18 protein-coding genes and 1 tRNA gene are annotated in these 15,710 nt (G+C 66.0%); 8 read left to right on the top strand and 11 right to left on the bottom strand.

Annotation, left to right across the window (positions count from 1 at the left end):
- Position 1: 1 nt before the first annotated feature.
- Genes ACP69Z_RS12620 through ACP69Z_RS12600 form a run of 5 tightly spaced genes read right to left on the bottom strand, consistent with a single transcriptional unit; the run spans position 2 to position 5,115 of the window.
- Positions 2–1,051: an NAD(P)-dependent alcohol dehydrogenase gene (locus ACP69Z_RS12620; RefSeq protein WP_426267819.1), complete on the bottom strand. Its 1,050-nt coding sequence runs from the start codon at positions 1,049–1,051 to the stop codon at positions 2–4.
- A 2-nt stretch (positions 1,052–1,053) separates the two neighbouring features.
- Positions 1,054–1,893, bottom strand: coding sequence for an HpcH/HpaI aldolase/citrate lyase family protein (locus tag ACP69Z_RS12615; protein WP_426267818.1), 840 nt, complete (start codon positions 1,891–1,893; stop codon positions 1,054–1,056).
- On the bottom strand, positions 1,890–2,342 hold the full coding sequence (locus ACP69Z_RS12610; protein WP_426267817.1) for a MaoC family dehydratase: 453 nt from the start codon (positions 2,340–2,342) through the stop codon (positions 1,890–1,892). Before ACP69Z_RS12610 ends, ACP69Z_RS12615 begins: the two co-directional genes overlap by 4 nt.
- 21 nt (positions 2,343–2,363) lie before the next feature.
- Complete coding sequence (locus tag ACP69Z_RS12605) at positions 2,364–4,661, bottom strand: transketolase (RefSeq protein WP_426267816.1); 2,298 nt, start codon at positions 4,659–4,661, stop codon at positions 2,364–2,366.
- Between the two features lie 19 nt (positions 4,662–4,680).
- Complete coding sequence (locus tag ACP69Z_RS12600) at positions 4,681–5,115, bottom strand: winged helix-turn-helix transcriptional regulator (protein ID WP_426267815.1); 435 nt, start codon at positions 5,113–5,115, stop codon at positions 4,681–4,683.
- Between the two features lie 90 nt (positions 5,116–5,205).
- On the opposite strand from ACP69Z_RS12600, the gene ACP69Z_RS12595 reads away from it, so the two are divergent.
- The gene (locus tag ACP69Z_RS12595) at positions 5,206–5,772 is read left to right on the top strand and encodes an FMN-dependent NADH-azoreductase (protein WP_426267814.1); all 567 of its coding nucleotides are present in this window, start codon (positions 5,206–5,208) and stop codon (positions 5,770–5,772) included.
- Between the two features lie 262 nt (positions 5,773–6,034).
- Here the strand turns inward: ACP69Z_RS12595 and ACP69Z_RS12590 are convergent, their stop codons facing one another.
- The 3 genes from ACP69Z_RS12590 to ACP69Z_RS12580 are packed head-to-tail and all read right to left on the bottom strand — an operon-like array spanning position 6,035 to position 9,623.
- Positions 6,035–7,321 (bottom strand): dihydrolipoamide acetyltransferase family protein, encoded by a 1,287-nt coding sequence (locus ACP69Z_RS12590; protein WP_426267813.1) that lies wholly within the window; start codon positions 7,319–7,321, stop codon positions 6,035–6,037.
- Complete coding sequence (locus ACP69Z_RS12585) at positions 7,321–8,334, bottom strand: alpha-ketoacid dehydrogenase subunit beta (protein ID WP_426267812.1); 1,014 nt, start codon at positions 8,332–8,334, stop codon at positions 7,321–7,323. Before ACP69Z_RS12585 ends, ACP69Z_RS12590 begins: the two co-directional genes overlap by 1 nt.
- The gene (locus ACP69Z_RS12580; RefSeq protein ID WP_426267811.1) at positions 8,334–9,623 is read right to left on the bottom strand and encodes a thiamine pyrophosphate-dependent enzyme; all 1,290 of its coding nucleotides are present in this window, start codon (positions 9,621–9,623) and stop codon (positions 8,334–8,336) included. The genes ACP69Z_RS12585 and ACP69Z_RS12580 overlap by 1 nt, the downstream gene beginning before the upstream one ends.
- 105 nt (positions 9,624–9,728) lie before the next feature.
- On the opposite strand from ACP69Z_RS12580, the gene ACP69Z_RS12575 reads away from it, so the two are divergent.
- The gene (locus ACP69Z_RS12575; protein ID WP_426268107.1) at positions 9,729–10,013 is read left to right on the top strand and encodes a DUF3297 family protein; all 285 of its coding nucleotides are present in this window, start codon (positions 9,729–9,731) and stop codon (positions 10,011–10,013) included.
- 107 nt (positions 10,014–10,120) lie between these two features.
- Here the strand turns inward: ACP69Z_RS12575 and ACP69Z_RS12570 are convergent, their stop codons facing one another.
- On the bottom strand, positions 10,121–10,372 hold the full coding sequence (locus ACP69Z_RS12570; RefSeq protein ID WP_426267810.1) for a hypothetical protein: 252 nt from the start codon (positions 10,370–10,372) through the stop codon (positions 10,121–10,123).
- 242 nt (positions 10,373–10,614) lie between these two features.
- Between ACP69Z_RS12570 and ACP69Z_RS12565 the strand changes: the two genes are divergently transcribed.
- The 4 genes from ACP69Z_RS12565 to ACP69Z_RS12550 are packed head-to-tail and all read left to right on the top strand — an operon-like array spanning position 10,615 to position 11,569.
- Positions 10,615–10,743, top strand: coding sequence for a hypothetical protein (locus ACP69Z_RS12565; protein WP_338504911.1), 129 nt, complete (start codon positions 10,615–10,617; stop codon positions 10,741–10,743).
- Complete coding sequence (locus ACP69Z_RS12560) at positions 10,736–10,897, top strand: hypothetical protein (RefSeq protein WP_426267809.1); 162 nt, start codon at positions 10,736–10,738, stop codon at positions 10,895–10,897. Before ACP69Z_RS12565 ends, ACP69Z_RS12560 begins: the two co-directional genes overlap by 8 nt.
- A gap of 43 nt (positions 10,898–10,940) precedes the next feature.
- Positions 10,941–11,324: a PspC domain-containing protein gene (locus ACP69Z_RS12555; RefSeq protein ID WP_426267808.1), complete on the top strand. Its 384-nt coding sequence runs from the start codon at positions 10,941–10,943 to the stop codon at positions 11,322–11,324.
- The gene (locus ACP69Z_RS12550; RefSeq protein ID WP_426267807.1) at positions 11,321–11,569 is read left to right on the top strand and encodes a hypothetical protein; all 249 of its coding nucleotides are present in this window, start codon (positions 11,321–11,323) and stop codon (positions 11,567–11,569) included. The genes ACP69Z_RS12555 and ACP69Z_RS12550 overlap by 4 nt, the downstream gene beginning before the upstream one ends.
- Before the next feature lie 62 nt (positions 11,570–11,631).
- Here the strand turns inward: ACP69Z_RS12550 and ACP69Z_RS12545 are convergent, their stop codons facing one another.
- Complete coding sequence (locus ACP69Z_RS12545; RefSeq protein ID WP_426267806.1) at positions 11,632–13,719, bottom strand: TonB-dependent receptor; 2,088 nt, start codon at positions 13,717–13,719, stop codon at positions 11,632–11,634.
- 129 nt (positions 13,720–13,848) lie between these two features.
- Here ACP69Z_RS12545 and ACP69Z_RS12540 point away from each other — a divergent pair, with 129 nt between their 5' ends.
- Together ACP69Z_RS12540 and ACP69Z_RS12535 are read left to right on the top strand one after the other, a co-directional pair.
- The gene (locus tag ACP69Z_RS12540) at positions 13,849–15,051 is read left to right on the top strand and encodes a threonine synthase (protein ID WP_426267805.1); all 1,203 of its coding nucleotides are present in this window, start codon (positions 13,849–13,851) and stop codon (positions 15,049–15,051) included.
- A 260-nt stretch (positions 15,052–15,311) separates the two neighbouring features.
- Positions 15,312–15,611 (top strand): PspC domain-containing protein, encoded by a 300-nt coding sequence (locus ACP69Z_RS12535; protein ID WP_426267804.1) that lies wholly within the window; start codon positions 15,312–15,314, stop codon positions 15,609–15,611.
- An 18-nt stretch (positions 15,612–15,629) separates the two neighbouring features.
- Here the strand turns inward: ACP69Z_RS12535 and ACP69Z_RS12530 are convergent.
- Positions 15,630–15,705 (bottom strand) — tRNA-Thr (locus tag ACP69Z_RS12530).
- Positions 15,706–15,710 lie beyond the last annotated feature (5 nt).

The raw sequence follows: 15,710 nt of genomic DNA, 5'->3' as shown, positions 1-15,710 counted from the left end.
CTCAGGCGTTCTGCTCCATGTCGATGACGAAGCGGTAGCGAACGTCGTTCTTGAGGAGGCGTTCGTAGGCCTCGTTGACCTGCTCGATCCTGATATGTTCGACCTCGGGGTAGATGTCGTGGCGGGCGCAGAATTCGAGCATCTCCTGCGTTTCGGGAATGCCGCCGATCGCCGAGCCGCCGACCGCGCGGTTCCAGAATACAAGATTGGCGCCGATGAAGCCCGGCATCGGGGTCAGCGCGCCGACGATCACCATCCGGCCCGAGCGGCCCAGCAGCTGCAGATAGCCGTCGATCTCGTGGCTGACGGGGATGGTGTTGAGGATGAAGTCGAAGCGCGTGGCCGCGGCCTTCATCTGCTCGGGGTCGGTGGAGACGATCACGTCGTGCGCGCCGAGGCGGCGGGCGTCCTCGCCCTTTTCAGGGGTGGTGGTGATCATGGTGACGTGCGCGCCCATCGCCGCGGCGAGCTTCACGCCCATGTGACCGAGCCCGCCAAGACCGACGACCGCGACCTTGGTGTTCTTGCCGACGTCATACTGGCGCAGCGGCGAATAAGTGGTGATGCCGGCGCAGAGCAGAGGCGCGACCCGCTTCACGTCCATGCCGTCCGGCACCTTGCAGACAAAATGGTCGCGAACGACGACGTGGTCGGAATAGCCGCCCTTGGTGACGCTGCCGTCGTGACGGTCCTTGCTGTTGTAGGTCTGGATCGCACCCTGGCGGCAGAAGATTTCCCAGCCTTCTAGGCACTGGTCGCATTCCATGCAGCTGTCGACCATGCAGCCGACCGCTACGGTGTCGCCGACCTTGTGCTTGGTGACGTCTGGACCGACCGCAGTGACGGTGCCGACGATTTCGTGACCGGGGACAACCGGATAGCGGCTTCCGCCCCAGTCGTTGCGGCAGGTGTGGAGGTCGGAGTGGCAAATGCCCGAGTGGGTGATCTGGATCGCGACGTCGTTGGCGCGGAGGTCGCGGCGTTCAAATTCCATCGGGCGCAGCGGCTGGTCGGCGGCGTCGGTGCCCCAACCCTTGGCGGTGGTCGGCATATCTATTCTCCTGCGCGGGCCAGCGTGCGCTGGGCCTGAATAAGGTGGGGTTTGTCGACCATTCGGCCGTCAACGCTCAACACGCCAGCCGAGGGTTCGGCGGCAAAGGCTGCGACGATCGCGCGGGCTTGAGCGATCTGGTCGGGGGTCGGGGAAAAGGCGTGGTTGATTGGGCCGACCTGCGCCGGGTGAATTGCGAGCTTGCCGGTGAATCCGTCGCGGGCGGCGTCGAGCGCTTCGTCGATCAAGCCGGGTTCGTCTCGGAAGTCGGCGAACACGCCATCGACTGGCTGCACGCCCGCGGCGGCAGCGCCGGCGAGGGTCAGGGTGCGGGCGAGGGTGTAGGGGGCGGTGTAGCGGCCCTTGCCGTCCTTGTTCGAGGCGGCGCCGAGCGCTGCGGAAAGGTCCTCGGCGCCCCAGCTCATCGCGGCGAGGGGGCTGTCCTTGACGTCGCGGTAGGAGAGCAGGCCGAACAGCGAGGCCGCCGTTTCGGTGACGATGGCGTGGAGGGGGATCGAGCCGGTGCGGTGCTGGAGCTCGGTGATGTCAGCGCCGCTTTCGGCCTTTGGCAGGACGAGGCCGTGAATGTCGGCCTTGCCGAGGAGTTCGAGGTCGAGACGGTGTTCCTCGGTACGCAAGGGGTTGATACGGACCCACCATTGCGGCCCGCCCGAACGCGCGGGGAGGTTGCGGAGAAGGTCGCGGGCAGCGGCCTTGTTGGCGAGGGCGACGCTGTCTTCGAGGTCGAAGATCAGCGCGTCGGCTTCGCTCTCGAGCGCGCGGGCGATCTTCTTTTCGCTGTCGGCGGGGACGAATAGCCAGGAGCGCGGTTGGCGGCTCATGCGCCGGCTTTCTGGATGAGGGCCGTGCGCTTCATCGTGCAGACGGTCTGGCCGCGCTGGTTGATCGCGCGATGTTCCCAGGTGACGAGGCCGGCGGTCGGGCGAGACTTACTGTCGCGCTTCGACACGCAACTGCTTTCGAAGTGGAGCGTGTCCCCGATGAACACGGGCGAGGGCAAGCGGACCTCGTCAAAGCCGAGGTTGGCGACCAGCACGCCTTCGGTGGTGTCGGCGACCGAGGCGCCGACCAGCAGCGAGAAGGTGAAGCAGCTGTTGACGAGGATGCGGCCGAACTCGGTTTCGGCGGCCGCTTCGGCGTCGAGGTGCAGCGGCTGGGGGTTGTGGGTGAGGGTGGAGATCAGGAGATTGTCGGTCTCCGTCACCGTGCGGCGGAGGGCGTGGGCGACCGTGTCGCCTTCCTTCCACTCGTCATAAAGGCGTCCGGGCATGAGCCTCGCTTAGGCCCGGCTTCAGCCGATGAGAAGCCCCGCCATCGCCTCGGCGATCGCCTCTCCGTCGAGGCGATATTCTCCGTAGAGATCGGGCAGGTTGCCGGTCTGGCCGAAGCGGTCGACGCCCAAGGGCGCGACGCGGTGGCCCAGCACGCTGCCGAGCCAGGAAACCGAGGCCGGGGCGGCGTCGCACAGGGTGACGAGGCGTGCGGTCGGCGACAGGCGGCAAAGGAGGGTGGCGGCGTGGCTGGGTGCGCGCTTACCGTGCCATTCGGCGGCCTGGGCCGCGCTCCAGCCGCGGTGGAGGAGGTTGGGGCTGGTGACGCTGAGCAGGCCGAGGCCGGGGACGTCGTCCTTCAGTGCGTCGAAGGCGGCGAGGGCTTCGGGCATGACCGCGCCCATCGCGACGATGGCGGCTTCGGCGCCGGGGCCGGGCTCGCGCAGCCAGTAGCCGCCGGCGAGGGCGTCGGCCTGCCAGGCGTCATACGCGCGGGGCTCCTGCGCGATGCTGCGGGTCGAAAGGCGGAGGTACGTGCTCTCGCCCGCCGGATCGTCGATCAGGCGGAAGGCTTCGCGCATGAAGAGGGCGAGTTCGTCGGCGAAGGCAGGCTCGTAATGGCGCAGGCCCGGCTGGCCGAGCGCGATCAAAGGCGGGTTGATCGACTGGTGCGCGCCGCCTTCGGGCCCGAGGGTCAGGCCGGAGGGGGTGGCGACCAGCAGGAAGCGGGCGTCCTGATAGCAGCCGTAATTGAGGCTATCGAGGCCGCGGGCGATGAACGGATCGTAGAGGGTGCCGATGGGCACGAGGCGGTGGCCGAACAGGTCGCCCGAGAGGCCCGCGGCGGCGAGCATCAGGAACAGGTTGGATTCGGCGATCCCGAGCTCGACGTGCTGGCCGGCTTGCCTGGCGGCCCATTTCTGCGCAGACGGGATCTTGGCTTCGGCGAACACGTCCTTGATGCCGCGGCGGTGGAACAGGCCGCGGTTGTTCACGAAGGCGCCGAGGTTGGTCGAGACGGTGACGTCGGGCGAGGTGGTGAGGATTCGGTCGGCGAGCGGATCGCCCGACTTGGCGAGGTCAAGGAGGATGCGGCCGAAGGCGGCTTGCGTGCTCTGTTCATCGCCGGTGGGGGTGGGGAGGACGGGGACCGGCCATCTGGTGAAATTGCGGGATTCTTTCTTGCGGCGGACCTTGGTCGCGTCGATCAGCGTCTGGGCGCCGGTGCGGGCATTGCCGCCAAGGCCGGCGAGGGGCTCCCATTCCTCGCCCGCCGTGATGCCGAGGCTGTCGCGATAGGCGGCGAACTGGGTCGGGTTCATCAACCCCGCGTGATTGTCCTTGTGGCCGGCAAAAGGCAGGCCATAGCCCTTGACGGTCCAGGCGATGAAGAGGGTGGGCAGGTCGTCCTGGCACGCGGCAAAGGCTTCGGTCAGGCTTTCAAGGCAGTGGCCGCCGAGGTCGCTCATCAAGGCGGCGAGTTGGTCGTCGTCGACGCTGGCGAGGAACGGCTTGGCGGTGTCGCCAAGGTCCCGGTCGATTCGGGCGCGCCAGGCGCCGCCGCCCTGATAGAGCATAGCGCTGTGATCCGCGTTGGGGAGGGCTTCGAGCCAGTCCTTCAGCGGCGAATGCTCGGCCAGCGTGGCTGCGAGCCGCTTGCCGTGGCGAAGCTCGACCACGCGCCAGCCGCAGGTACGGAAGATGTCGTCGAACCGCTCGAACATGCGGTCGGCGCTGGTGGCATCGAGGCTCTGGCGGTTGTAATCGACGATCCACCACAGGTTGCGGACGTCGTGCTTGTGGCCCTCGATCAGGGCTTCGTAGATGTTGCCTTCGTCGAGTTCGGCATCGCCCATCAGCGCGACGAAGCGGCCGCGCTGATCGTCGGCAAGCGCGCCGCGGGCGGAGAGCCAGTCCTGGACCAGGCTGGCGAAGAGGGTGATGGCCACCCCGAGTCCGACCGAGCCGGTGGAGAAATCGACCGGGATGCGGTCCTTGGTCCGGCTGGGATAGCTTTGCGCGCCGCCAAAGCCGCGGAAGTTCTCCAGCGTGGCGCGGTCCTGGCCGCCGAGCAGATAGTGGATGGCGTGGAGGACCGGCCCGGCATGGGGCTTCACCGCGACCCGGTCGTTGGGGCCGAGGGCGTCGAAATAGAGCGCGGCCATGATCGCCGCCATCGACGCGCTCGACGCCTGGTGCCCGCCGACCTTCAGTCCGTCCGCGCTCTCCCGCACGTGATTGGCATGATGAATGATGTTGGCGGCAAGAAAGCGTAGGCGTTCTTCAAGGGTGCGGAGGGCAGCGATGTCGGTCGGCATGCCCCCGCGGTTAGCGCCCTCAGGCCGTCATGGCGAGTTCGTTCGGAACGACGATCTTCACCGGCTCCTCGGGCGCATTCGCCGCATCGAACCGCTCCTGCGCGGCGCGGATGCAGGCGATGTGGGCGATGGCCCAGCTACCTAATGCCTCGACCGGTTCGATCAGGCTCTGCCCGAGCTCGGTCAGCGCGTAGGTGACGCGCGGGGGAACGGTCGGCTCGACCGTGCGGCTGACGAGGCCGTCGCGCTCAAGGCCGCGTAGAGTGAGGGTCAGCATGCGCTGGCTGATCCCGTCGATCTCGCGCTTCAGTTCGTTGAAGCGGTGCGGGGCGCGGGCGAGGATCATGACGATCAGCACCGACCATTTGTCACCGATCCGGTTGAGCACCGGCGTCACATTGCGGCAGCCCGCTGCACGCAGGCCATTTTCTTCCATCGTTCCAGTATCATGCATGTGACCTGATACCCTCCATGTGCGTTCTTGAGATGATCCGAAGACCAGTTACCTATGGTGTCCAGGTAATCATTTGTGACTGGAGATACAATGTCAGGGTCCAACACCATCCTTCGCGTCGACAGCTCGATCACGGGCGAGAACAGCGTCAGCCGGCAGATCACGAACCGCATCGTCGAGCAGCAGCTTGCCGCCCGTCCAGACGCGCAGGTCATCGACCGCGACCTCGTCGCCGATCCGCTCGCCCACCTCACGCTGGATCAGTTCGCCGATGCGAGCGTGCTCGAGGAGTTCCTCGCCGCCGACACGGTGGTGGTCGGCGCGCCGATGTACAATTTTACGCTGCCGAGCCAGCTCAAGGCCTGGATCGACCGGCTGGCGGTGAACGGCCGCACCTTCCGCTACACCGCTGAGGGCGTGCCCGAGGGGCTGGCCGGACCCAAGCGGGTGATCATCGCTTTGTCGCGCGGCGGCTATTACGGAACCGAACAGGGCAATGCCGATTTCGAGCATCTCGAAAGCTATCTGAAGGCGTTTTTCGGCTTCATCGGGATCGTGCCCGAGTTCGTACGCGCCGATGGGATCAATCTCGGCCCGGAGGTGAAGGCCAAGTCGGTCGAGCAGGCGCTGCGCGACGTGGAGCTGCTTGCGGCCTAATCTTGAATGCGCCTTAGAAATCCCCGTTTGGTCATGTCGTGAAGCTCTCGGCGGCAATAATGCTCGTCGAGAGCCGCTCGTTGCGGGCGGACGTACTCCATCTTTTGAAGCTCTCTAAGAAGTTCGCCTCGATTGGCTGAGCCGAGCTTTTTAACTGCATCCCACATTGGAATACGCTGGGGATAACCATCACTGGCTTGCGGGCGTCGAACGCACTCGTAACGAGTGGTAGGAAGCGCAGTTGGTTGCTTCATTTCATCTCCTACGCCAGCAGGCGCAGCGGGTTCTCGATCAGGGGCTTGAGCGCCTGAAGGAAGCTCGCCGCGTCCCAGCCGTCGACCACGCGGTGATCGCAGCTGAGCGAGAGGTTCATCCGCTTGCGGATTTCGAGCTCGCCATTCACCGGCACGACCTTGTCCTCGACCTTGTTGACCGCGATCGTGGCGACTTGCGGGGGCGAGATGACGGGGGTCGACACGACCCCGCCCATCGGCCCCAGCGAGCTGATGGTAAAGGTCGGGTTCGACAATTCCTCACGCGTCGCCTTGCCGGTCTTGGCGGCGTCCGACAGGCGCGCGACTTCGGTCGCGAGCTGCCAAATCGACAGCCGCTCGGCATTGCGGATGACCGGCACCATCAGCCCGTTCGGGGTCTGCGCCGCCATGCCCATGTGGACGCCGCCGTGGCGGGTGATGAGGTTGGCTTCGTCATCATAGGTGGCGTTGATCATCGGGAAGTCGGCGAGCGCCTTGTTCAGCGCGGTGATCAGGAACGGCAGCAGGGTAAGCTTGGGGTTCTGGCCGCGGTCGCGGTTCATCATCGCGCGGGTTTCTTCGAGCGCGGTGACATCGAATTCCTCGACCAGGGCGAAGTGCGGGATGCGGCGCTTGGCCGCCTGCATATTCTCCGCGATCTTGCGGCGCAGGCCGACGACCTTGATCTGCTCGTCCTGGCGAAGCGCACCGCCCGAGCGGCCCGAGACCTGCCCGCCGTTGTAGAGCAGATAGGCGTCAAGATCGGCATGGCGGATGTGCTCGCCCTGGTGCTTTACCTGCGCAAGATCGATGCCGAGGTCGCGCGCGCGGGCGCGGACGGCCGGGGTCGTCAGAACCTGCGCCTTATGAGTTTCGGCGACCGGCGCGGCCGGAGCGGGCTCGGGCTGCGGCTGAGAGGCAGGAGCAGCGGGCGTGGGCTCGTCGGCCACTTCCAGCGTCGGATTGGCTTCTTCCTGCGCTTGCGTCGGCACGGCGGCGCCGTCGGCGAGGGGGACTTCTTCCTCGGCTTCGGCCGGCGCAGCGGTATCGGCACCTTCGGTTTCGATCTCGACCAGCACCGAGCCGATGGCGATCTGGTCGCCGACTTCGCCGGCAAGCTTGCGGACCACGCCGGCGACGGGCGATTCCATTTCCACGGTCGCCTTGTCGGTCATCATGTCGGCGAGCTGCTGGTCTTCCTCGACCCGGTCGCCGACCTTGATATGCCAGGCGACGATCTCGGCCTCGGCAATGCCTTCGCCGATGTCGGGGAGCTTGAAGAGATAGGTCGCCATTAGTCTGCCATGACCTTTTCTAGGGCTTGTTTCATGCGGATCGGGCCGGGGAAATAGATCCACTCGTAGGCGTGGGGGTAGGGCGTGTCCCAGCCCGACACCCGCCCGACCGGGGCTTCGAGATGGTAGAAGCAGCGTTCCTGGACGAGGGTCACGAGCTCGGACGCGAAGCCGCTGGTCTTGGTGGCTTCCTGGACCACCAGGCAGCGGCCGGTCTTCTTCACGCTTTCCTCAATCGTCGCCATGTCGAGCGGGACGAGGGTGCGCAGGTCGATGACCTCGGCGTCGATGCCGTTCTCTTCGACCGCGGCGAGCGCGACGTGAACCATCGTGCCGTAGGCGAGGACCGTGAGGTCGTTGCCGGGGCGGACGATCGCGGCCTTGCCGAGCGGCACGGTGTAGTGGCCGTCGGGTACCTCGGAGGCCGCGTGCTTGGCCCACGGCTTGACCGGGCGGTCGTGGTGACCGTCGAACGGGCCGTTGTAGATGCGCTTGGGCTCGAAGAAGACGACGGGGTCGGGATCTTCGATGGCGGCGATCAGCAGGCCCTTGGCGTCGTAAGGCGTCGAAGGGATGACCACCTTCAAGCCCGCAACGTGGGTGAACAGGGCTTCGGGCGACTGGCTGTGGGTCTGGCCGCCGAAGATGCCGCCGCCATAGGGCGAGCGGATGACCATCGGCATGGTCCACTCACCGGCGGTGCGATAGCGCATGCGGGCGACTTCGGAGACGATCTGGTCGTAGCCAGGATAGATGTAGTCGGCGAACTGGATCTCGATCACCGGCTTCAGGCCATAAGCGGCCATCCCGACCGCAGCGCCAACGATCCCGCCTTCGCTAATCGGCGCGTCGAAGCAGCGTTCCTTGCCGAATTCCTTCTGGAGGCCGGCGGTCGCGCGGAACACGCCGCCAAAATAGCCGACGTCTTCACCGAAGACGACGATGTCGGGATCGGCCGCCATGGCGACCCGGTGGGCGTCGTTGATCGCCTCGATCATGTTCTTGGTCGGCATCAGCTGGCGTCCCGTCCGAGGAAGATGCGGGCTTCGCCAAGCGCCGCGTCGCGCTGTTCGGCGAGGTGCCAGGGGGTGTCGGAATAGACGTCCTCGAACATCGACCCGATGCGGTCGAAGCCTTGCCCCGGCAGAATGCCCTGCGCTTCGGCCTGCTTCTGCGCGGCGCGGACCGTCTTGTCGGCGTCAGCGACCAGTGCGGCGTGACGTTCGTCGTCCCACTCGCCGAGGCCGATGAGATGCGCTTTCAGGCGCTCGACCGGGTCGCCGAGCGGCCATTGCTGTGCTTCGCCAGCCGGGCGGTAGCCGGTCGGATCGTCCGACGTGCTGTGGCCTTCAGCGCGGTAGGTGAAGAACTCGATCAGGGTCGGCCCAGCATTGGCGCGGGCGCGCTCGGATGCCCATTGCACCGCGGCATAGACGGCAAGCGCGTCATTGCCGTCGACCCGCAGGCCCGCGATGCCATAGCCCACCGCGCGGGCAGCGAAAGTCGCCTGCTCGGCCCCGGCGATTCCGGAGAAGCTGGAGATCGCCCACTGGTTGTTGACCACCGCGAGGATGACCGGCGCCTGATAAACGGCGGCAAAGGTCAGCGCGGAGTGGAAGTCGCCTTCGGCCGTGGCGCCTTCGCCGATCCAGCCCATCGCGATCCGGCTGTCGCCCTTGATCGCCGACGCCATCGCCCAGCCCACGGCCTGCGGATATTGGGTGCCGAGATTGCCCGAGATCGAGAAAAAGCCGTGCGGCTTGTCCGAATACATGATCGGGAGCTGGCGGCCGTGGAGCTTGTCGCCGGCGTTGGAATAGATCTGGCACATCATGTCGACCAGCGGATAACCGCGGGCGACCAGCAAGCCCTGCTGACGATAGGTCGGGAAGCACATGTCGTCGCGGTCCAGCGCAGTGGCGGCAGCGACCGCGATCGCCTCTTCGCCGGTGCACTTCATATAGAAGCTGGTCTTCCCCTGTCGCTGGGCGCGGTACATGCGGTCGTCGAACACCCGCACGGTGACCATGTCGGTCAGCATCTTGCGCAAGGTGTCGGGCGACAGGCGCGGGTCCCACGGGCCGACGGCGCGGCCGTCTTCGTCCACCACGCGCACCAGGTGATTGACCAGCGGGTGGCTGTCGGACGCAGGGGCGCTGCTGTCGGGACGCGGAGCGCTTCCCGCGGCAGGAACCTGGACGGTGGAGAAATCGGGCGTGTCGCCGGGCCGGTAAGACGGCTCGGGCACGTGCAGCGCAAGGCGCGGGGCGTTGCGGCGCGGCGGAGACAGGGGCTCACTCATCGGGGGCAGCGCTTAGGACGGAGGGTGGCTGCGTGGCAATCCTGCAGTGCGGCATGACGGTTGACTTGAACGCCGGGCCAAGGGCAGGGCAGGCGCATGTCCGAGATCACCGATACCCCGCCCGATCGCCTCAGCCTCGATCCGCATAGCCCGCACTTCGACGAAGCCAAGCTGCGCCGCGGTGTTGGGATCCGCTTCAACGGCAATGAGAAAACCAACGTCGAGGAATATTCGGTGTCGGAAGGCTGGATCAAGGTCGCGGCCGGCAAGAGCCGCGATCGGTTCGGCAATCCGATGACGATCAAGCTCAAGGGCACTGTTGAGCCTTATTATGAGCGCGCCGCGGAAGGTGACGCCGAAGCATCGGACGAAAGCACTGACGAGCAGTAAGGCTCTTCGCCGCTCCTGATCCGGCGGCAGTTGCTGCCTCATCAACGCAATCAAAAGAGCCACCCCGGGTTTGAAGCCGGGGTGGCGCTTTATTCATCGGCGGTGCCTCAGACGCCGTGCGTACGGACGCTGCGCTGCGAGGGGGTAGCCTCCGAGGGAAAGCGCGGGTTCGTCTTGCGGCTGCGGTTCCATTCGTAGAGCTTCTTGGCACCATAGCCCACGGCCAGCGCGGTGCCGAGCGGACCCAGACCGCGCGAGGCGATACGGGCACCGGCGGCGCCAAGAAGGGCGCCCTTCAGCCCGTCGTTGCGACCGGCCACGCGGTTACCAATGATGGCTCCTGCGATCTTCCCCAACATGATGCTGACCCTTCCTTGCGTGTAATGATCTGATTGCTTCGAGAGACGCTCAGAAGGCGCACCGGGTTCCGAATCTCGCGGTTGGGATGGTTCACCAACCACCGTGGGAAAAGTCACCAACCGACCATCACTAATCGGGTCACGCCAAGCAAAAACCGCAGAAAACCAGATTTGGCACACTTGCTGCATGATGAACGGCATGACCGGTCGAACGGCCGGCAACCAGATCAAGGAGCCAAGTCATGAACCTCAAGACCACCCTCTTCTCCGCCGTCGCCGCCCTGCTGGTCAGTGGGCTTGCCGTCGGATCCGCCATCGCCCCGGCGAGCGTCGCCGTCGCCGCTCCGGTGAAGATCGCTTTCTATGCTTGAGCCGGTCGTCACCAAGGCCGGTGCCCGGTTCGAATATCTCGGCCCGATCGGCACCGCCCCGGCCGAACTCGGACCGGTCGGCCAGGTGCTCGATACTGTCGACATCTGGCTCGCCGGGACCCTGCAAAGCCTGTTCAACCTGATCAAGCGCTAACCGCCTGACCGCTGTTTCACCCTCTTTTGAGGACACGACCACCATGAACCGCCCCGCCTTCCGCCTCGACACCAAAAACCGCAAGCTCCTCGGCGTCTGCGCCGGTCTCGGGCATATGCTGCGGATCGACCCGACCTTTGTTCGCGTCGCCTTTGTCGCGGTGCCGCTGCTGAGCTTCGTCACCTTCTGGCAGGCGCTGGTCACCTATGTCCTCTGCGGTCTGGTCGGAGCGTTCGCGTCGGGTCGCCGGCCGTGGACCAGCGATTACGAACGGATGGGTGACACGCGCCGGGCCAGCATCAGGGATCTGCGCGAGAAGATGGACACCAACGATCGTCGGATGATGGCCGTCGACCATCACCTCAACAGCAACCAGAACGATGCGCTTGCCCGTGAAATCGAGGCGCTGCGCACGGAGAAGGCATGATGACCGACCTCAGCATCGTGGCGCTGACCGGCGCGCTCCTCCTGACCGGTCTCCTTGTGGCGGGAGTGTTCGCCTCCCGCGCGTGGGCTCAATGGCTCGAAGTAAGGAAGCTCGAGCTGGCAAGCGGGCGGCCCCAGGCAGACGAGCCGATCGCGCCCGCCGCCGGAACCGACCGGATCGAACTTGCCGACCTCAAAGCACGGATCCGCAAGCTGGAGGCCATCGCCAGCGGAATCGATCTCTAAGCGTGGAAGCTAGGAGAGGGAGGGCCCGGCATCTTCGGATGCCGGGTCCTTTTTTGTGTGCGTCAGAAGGCCAGGCGCGCGGTCAGTCGAAGGTCGCGGCCGGCGATCGGGGCATAGTCCTTGAGCAGGCTGGTGTGGCGGCGGGCCTCGACATCGAAGATGTTATTGGCCTGAAGCCCGAGGGTCAGCTGCGGACGCTCTTGCAGAGGGCGCCAGTTCACCGACGCATTGACCAGGGTGAAGGCCGCAGTATCGGTCTCGATCAGTGCATTGCGGTTCTGGGCGAAGCTGTGTTCGACCTCCACCCGGCCGTCGATTGCGCCGGCCTTGGCATCCACGCCGCCAAGCAGGCGCAGGGGCGGGATCTGCGGCGCGGGGCCGAAGCCCTTCACTGTGGCCCGGACGTAGTCGGCCTGCGCATCGGCGGCGAGCTCGACCCCGGCGAAGGCGCCGAGCCGGGCATGGCCTTCGACTTCGAAACCGGTGAAGCGCGCATTGGCCTGGCTGTAGAGATAGACGGGAAGGTCGTCCTCCACCTCGCCGGTCGGGCGGAGATAGATGAAGTCGGTAAAGCGGGTGTGATAGAGGTTGAGGCCGAAGGTCAGCGGCCCGGCTGAGCGGCGCAGGGTCGCTTCGACCGACAGGCTCTTTTCCTTGCCGAAATCGGGATTGCCGATCTCGAACGCTTGGGTGCCGGCGTGCGGCCCGTTGGCGAAGAGTTCGTCGGTCGACGGCGCGCGCTGCGAATAGGAGAGGTTGAGGCCGGCGCGGGTGGCGGGGGCGACCGCGACGCTCCCGCCGATCGACCCGGCAAGGCTGGTGAACTTGCGCTCCAGCGCCGGGTTGCCGAGGTCGAGGTCCGCCTCAGCAGTCAGGTCGCTGCGCTCGACCCGGGCGCCGATTTCGACGCGGTAGGGGCCGGTTTCGTAATTCTGCAGGGTGAACAGGCCGAATTGCTTCTGCTGGTTGGCGGGCAGATACTTCTCTTCGCCGACCACGTTGACGCGGCGGTCGAGGTACTGGACGCCGAAGCCGCCACCCCAGCCATTCACTGTGCGCTGAACCGCTTCGATCCGGCCTTCCTCGCCGCGGCTGCGGAACGTGGTGCCGATCTCGCCCGTCTCCTCGAGCTCGTCGTGGCGATAACGGACGGCACCGCCGCGGACCTTCACCTGGTCGATGAAGCCGCCGACCGGGATTTCGGCACGAACGTCGTAGCGGGTCTGCTTCTGGTCGAGGCGGACTTCTTCGGCTTCGGCAGTGGGATCGAGCGAGTAGCGGACGGGTGCGCCGTACAGGTTGTCGAAGCGGGCGATCGAGGCGCCGATGTTGAAGCGGCCGTCGATATAGGCGACACCGCCGGCGATCTCGGACGATTTGCCGGCGGAATTGGGGAGGTCGCCCTTCAAGTCAGCGAGTTCGCGGATCTCGGCGTCGCTGCTGGCGCGCGCTTCGGCGCGGAGGGCCGGCGAGAGGATGTAGCCGCCGGTGCGGACATCGTCGCTCTTGAACAGGCTGCCGTCGGCGTGAAGCACGAGGTGCTGGCCGACCGGTACGTCGATCCGGGCGTTGGCCGAGCGCTCGTCGGCGGCGCTGCCCAAGGTGCCGAGCGCATCGATGTGCAGAGGGCTTTCCGGCATCGAGCGCGGAATGCGGCTGTCGATGACGTTGACCACGCCGCCAATCGCCGAGCTTCCGAACAGCAGGGCGGCGGGTCCGCGGAGGACTTCGATGCGGTCGGCGGTGAGCGGATTGATTGCGACCGCGTGATCGACGCTGGAGGTCGAGACGTCCAGGCTGCCGATGCCGTCGGTCAGCACCCGCACTCGCTCACCGCCAAGGCCGCGAAGGATCGGGCGGGAGCTGTTGGGACCGAAGCTGGTGGCCGACACACCCGGTTGGCGGATCAGCGTCTCCCCGATGGTCGAGCGAAGATCGCGCTGGAGTTCTTCGCCCGAGACAACGCTGATTCCACCGAGCACATCCTCGCGGTTGCGGCGGATGCCGGTGACGACAATGTCGCGGTTCTGCTCGGCATCATGGTCGCTGCTTCGAGGGGCAGGTTCGGCGACGGTGGCGCTCTGCGTTGTCGCAACCACGGTTGGCGAAGTGGTGGCGGCAAGCACGGCCGCAAGGGAAAGTTGGAACATGTAAAAAGCGGTCCGACTGGAATTTCAGCCGGGCAATTAGGCCGGATGATATAATATGACAAGGCCGCCTTAGCCGTTGGTCGCCGCTTGGGGTCGTCTTGTCGAGCGGGGTGGGCTAGGCCGCCCCTCATGCTCGTCACCCATCTCGAATGCTCGCTCACCGGCGAGAGCTACGCCGCCGGCGAGATCCATAATCTGAGCCGCGCGGGGCGGCCGCTGCTCGTGCGCTACGATCTCGAAAAAGTCGGCAAGGCGCTGTCCCGTGAGACGCTGGCGGCTCGCGCGCCCGGCATGTGGAAGTGGCGCGAGCTGCTGCCGTTGCCGGAAGGGGCTGACCCCGTGAGCCTGGGCGAGATCGAGACGCCTATTTTGCCGCTCACTCGGCTGTCGGAGCGCGCCGGTGTGCGCACGCTACTGGTCAAGGATGAAGGGCGGTTGCCGACCGGTTCGTTCAAGGCACGCGGTCTTGCGATGGCGGTGAGCATGGCCAAGCACTTCGGCCTCAAGCAGATGGCATTACCGACCAACGGCAATGCCGGCGCGGCGCTGGCCGCCTATGCTGCGGCGGCGGGGATCGAAGCGACGGTGATCTGCCCCCAAGAAACACCGCCGATCAACATCGCGGAGGCCGAAGCTTACGGCGCCCGCGTGCTGGTTGCCGACGGCCAGATCGACGAGTGCGGACGGCTTGTCGGCGAAGGCGCCGCGGCGGGCCGCTGGTTCGATGTTTCTACCCTCAAGGAGCCGTACCGGGCCGAGGGCAAGAAGGTGATGGGGCTGGAGCTGGCCGAGCAGTTCGGCTGGGAATTGCCGGATGTCATCTTCTATCCGACGGGTGGCGGCACCGGTCTCATCGGCATGTGGAAGGCGTTCGCCGAGTTGGAAGCGATCGGCCTGATCGGGTCCAAGCGACCGCGCATGGTCGCGGTGCAGGCGACCGGCTGCGCCCCAATGGTGCGGGCCTGGGAACAGGGCGACGAGTTCGCCGAACGCTGGGAACAGCCGGCGACGGTCGCTACCGGCATTCGCGTGCCGAAAGCGGTGGGCGACTTCCTGATCCTGCGCGCGGTGCGAGAAAGCGGCGGCTTTGCCATCGCGGTTGAGGAGGAGCAGATCGTGGCCGAGCTTGCCGCGGCGGCGCAGGATGATGGGCAGCTGCTCTGTCCCGAAGGAGCGGCCGTGCTTGCGGGCTGGCGTTCGGCGCTGGCCCGAGGCCTGGTCGGACGCGACGAGAAGGTGGTGCTGTTCAACTGCGCAGCGGGCAACAAATACCCCCTCGTTCCGGCTGCTCCGCACATCCGGCTGGCCGACAGCCATGGCGCCACCGTCTAGCCGTTGATCGGCTGGCAGCGACGGGCTGCAGTTTCGATACGCCGCCGGTCCAAGCCTCACCGCCTTTCGGCGAGTGGGCCCTTCACAATGTGGGGATTTCTCCCAACATAGGGGAGGAAGAGAACGGGCAGTGAGGCCGGGCGCCTCAACCAACACTCGGAAAAACAAGCGAAAACCAAGGGTGGCACGGTATGTGCATCCCGATGGTGTGAGCGTCGCCGAGCCGACCGCCCCTGGAGAGATTAGAAATGAGCCAGAAGATGATCCCAGCCGACTACTTCCGCAACAATGTCGCGTTTCGCAACGACACTCTCCTGGGTGTCTGCGAGGCGCTCGGCCACGACCTCGGCTTCAACCCGAACTTCCTGCGCGTGCCGCTGGGCGCCGGAATCATTTTCGCGCCGATGCTGATGGTCGGCATCTACTTCGCGCTGGGCGCCGTGGTGTTCGTCAGCCGCACCTTCTTCCCGGATCGCGTGCAGCGTTCTGCCGAGACCGAGGTGGTCGAGGCCGCCCCTGTTGCGCACAACGAGCAGATCGAACTGCCGCGCGCCGCCTGAGGCGAAGGATAGAGTGACTGGTGCCGGTTGCAGGAGTCGAACCCGCGACCTTCGGTTTACAAAACCGCTGCTCTACCAACTGAGCTAAACCGGCGTGCC

Origin of the sequence: Sphingomonas sp. LHG3443-2 (assembly GCF_049896405.1) — a bacterium.
Classification (GTDB): domain Bacteria; phylum Pseudomonadota; class Alphaproteobacteria; order Sphingomonadales; family Sphingomonadaceae; genus Sphingomicrobium.
The sequence above is the reverse complement of the archived record's forward strand: the minus strand, read 5'-3'. Positions and strand labels throughout refer to the sequence as shown.

Bases quoted from the DNA above. Each gene is read 5' to 3' on its own strand.
- ACP69Z_RS12620 (WP_426267819.1), bottom strand. From the start codon at position 1,051: ATGCCGACCACCGCCAAGGGTTGGGGCACCGACGCCGCCGACCAGCCG.
- ACP69Z_RS12615 (WP_426267818.1), bottom strand. From the start codon at position 1,893: ATGAGCCGCCAACCGCGCTCCTGGCTATTCGTCCCCGCCGACAGCGAA.
- ACP69Z_RS12610 (WP_426267817.1), bottom strand. From the start codon at position 2,342: ATGCCCGGACGCCTTTATGACGAGTGGAAGGAAGGCGACACGGTCGCC.
- ACP69Z_RS12605 (WP_426267816.1), bottom strand. From the start codon at position 4,661: ATGCCGACCGACATCGCTGCCCTCCGCACCCTTGAAGAACGCCTACGC.
- ACP69Z_RS12600 (WP_426267815.1), bottom strand. From the start codon at position 5,115: ATGCATGATACTGGAACGATGGAAGAAAATGGCCTGCGTGCAGCGGGC.
- ACP69Z_RS12595 (WP_426267814.1), top strand. From the start codon at position 5,206: ATGTCAGGGTCCAACACCATCCTTCGCGTCGACAGCTCGATCACGGGC.
- ACP69Z_RS12590 (WP_426267813.1), bottom strand. From the start codon at position 7,321: ATGGCGACCTATCTCTTCAAGCTCCCCGACATCGGCGAAGGCATTGCC.
- ACP69Z_RS12585 (WP_426267812.1), bottom strand. From the start codon at position 8,334: ATGCCGACCAAGAACATGATCGAGGCGATCAACGACGCCCACCGGGTC.
- ACP69Z_RS12580 (WP_426267811.1), bottom strand. From the start codon at position 9,623: ATGAGTGAGCCCCTGTCTCCGCCGCGCCGCAACGCCCCGCGCCTTGCG.
- ACP69Z_RS12570 (WP_426267810.1), bottom strand. From the start codon at position 10,372: ATGTTGGGGAAGATCGCAGGAGCCATCATTGGTAACCGCGTGGCCGGT.
- ACP69Z_RS12565 (WP_338504911.1), top strand. From the start codon at position 10,615: ATGAACCTCAAGACCACCCTCTTCTCCGCCGTCGCCGCCCTGCTGGTC.
- ACP69Z_RS12560 (WP_426267809.1), top strand. From the start codon at position 10,736: ATGCTTGAGCCGGTCGTCACCAAGGCCGGTGCCCGGTTCGAATATCTC.
- ACP69Z_RS12555 (WP_426267808.1), top strand. From the start codon at position 10,941: ATGAACCGCCCCGCCTTCCGCCTCGACACCAAAAACCGCAAGCTCCTC.
- ACP69Z_RS12550 (WP_426267807.1), top strand. From the start codon at position 11,321: ATGATGACCGACCTCAGCATCGTGGCGCTGACCGGCGCGCTCCTCCTG.
- ACP69Z_RS12545 (WP_426267806.1), bottom strand. From the start codon at position 13,719: ATGTTCCAACTTTCCCTTGCGGCCGTGCTTGCCGCCACCACTTCGCCA.
- ACP69Z_RS12540 (WP_426267805.1), top strand. From the start codon at position 13,849: ATGCTCGTCACCCATCTCGAATGCTCGCTCACCGGCGAGAGCTACGCC.
- ACP69Z_RS12535 (WP_426267804.1), top strand. From the start codon at position 15,312: ATGATCCCAGCCGACTACTTCCGCAACAATGTCGCGTTTCGCAACGAC.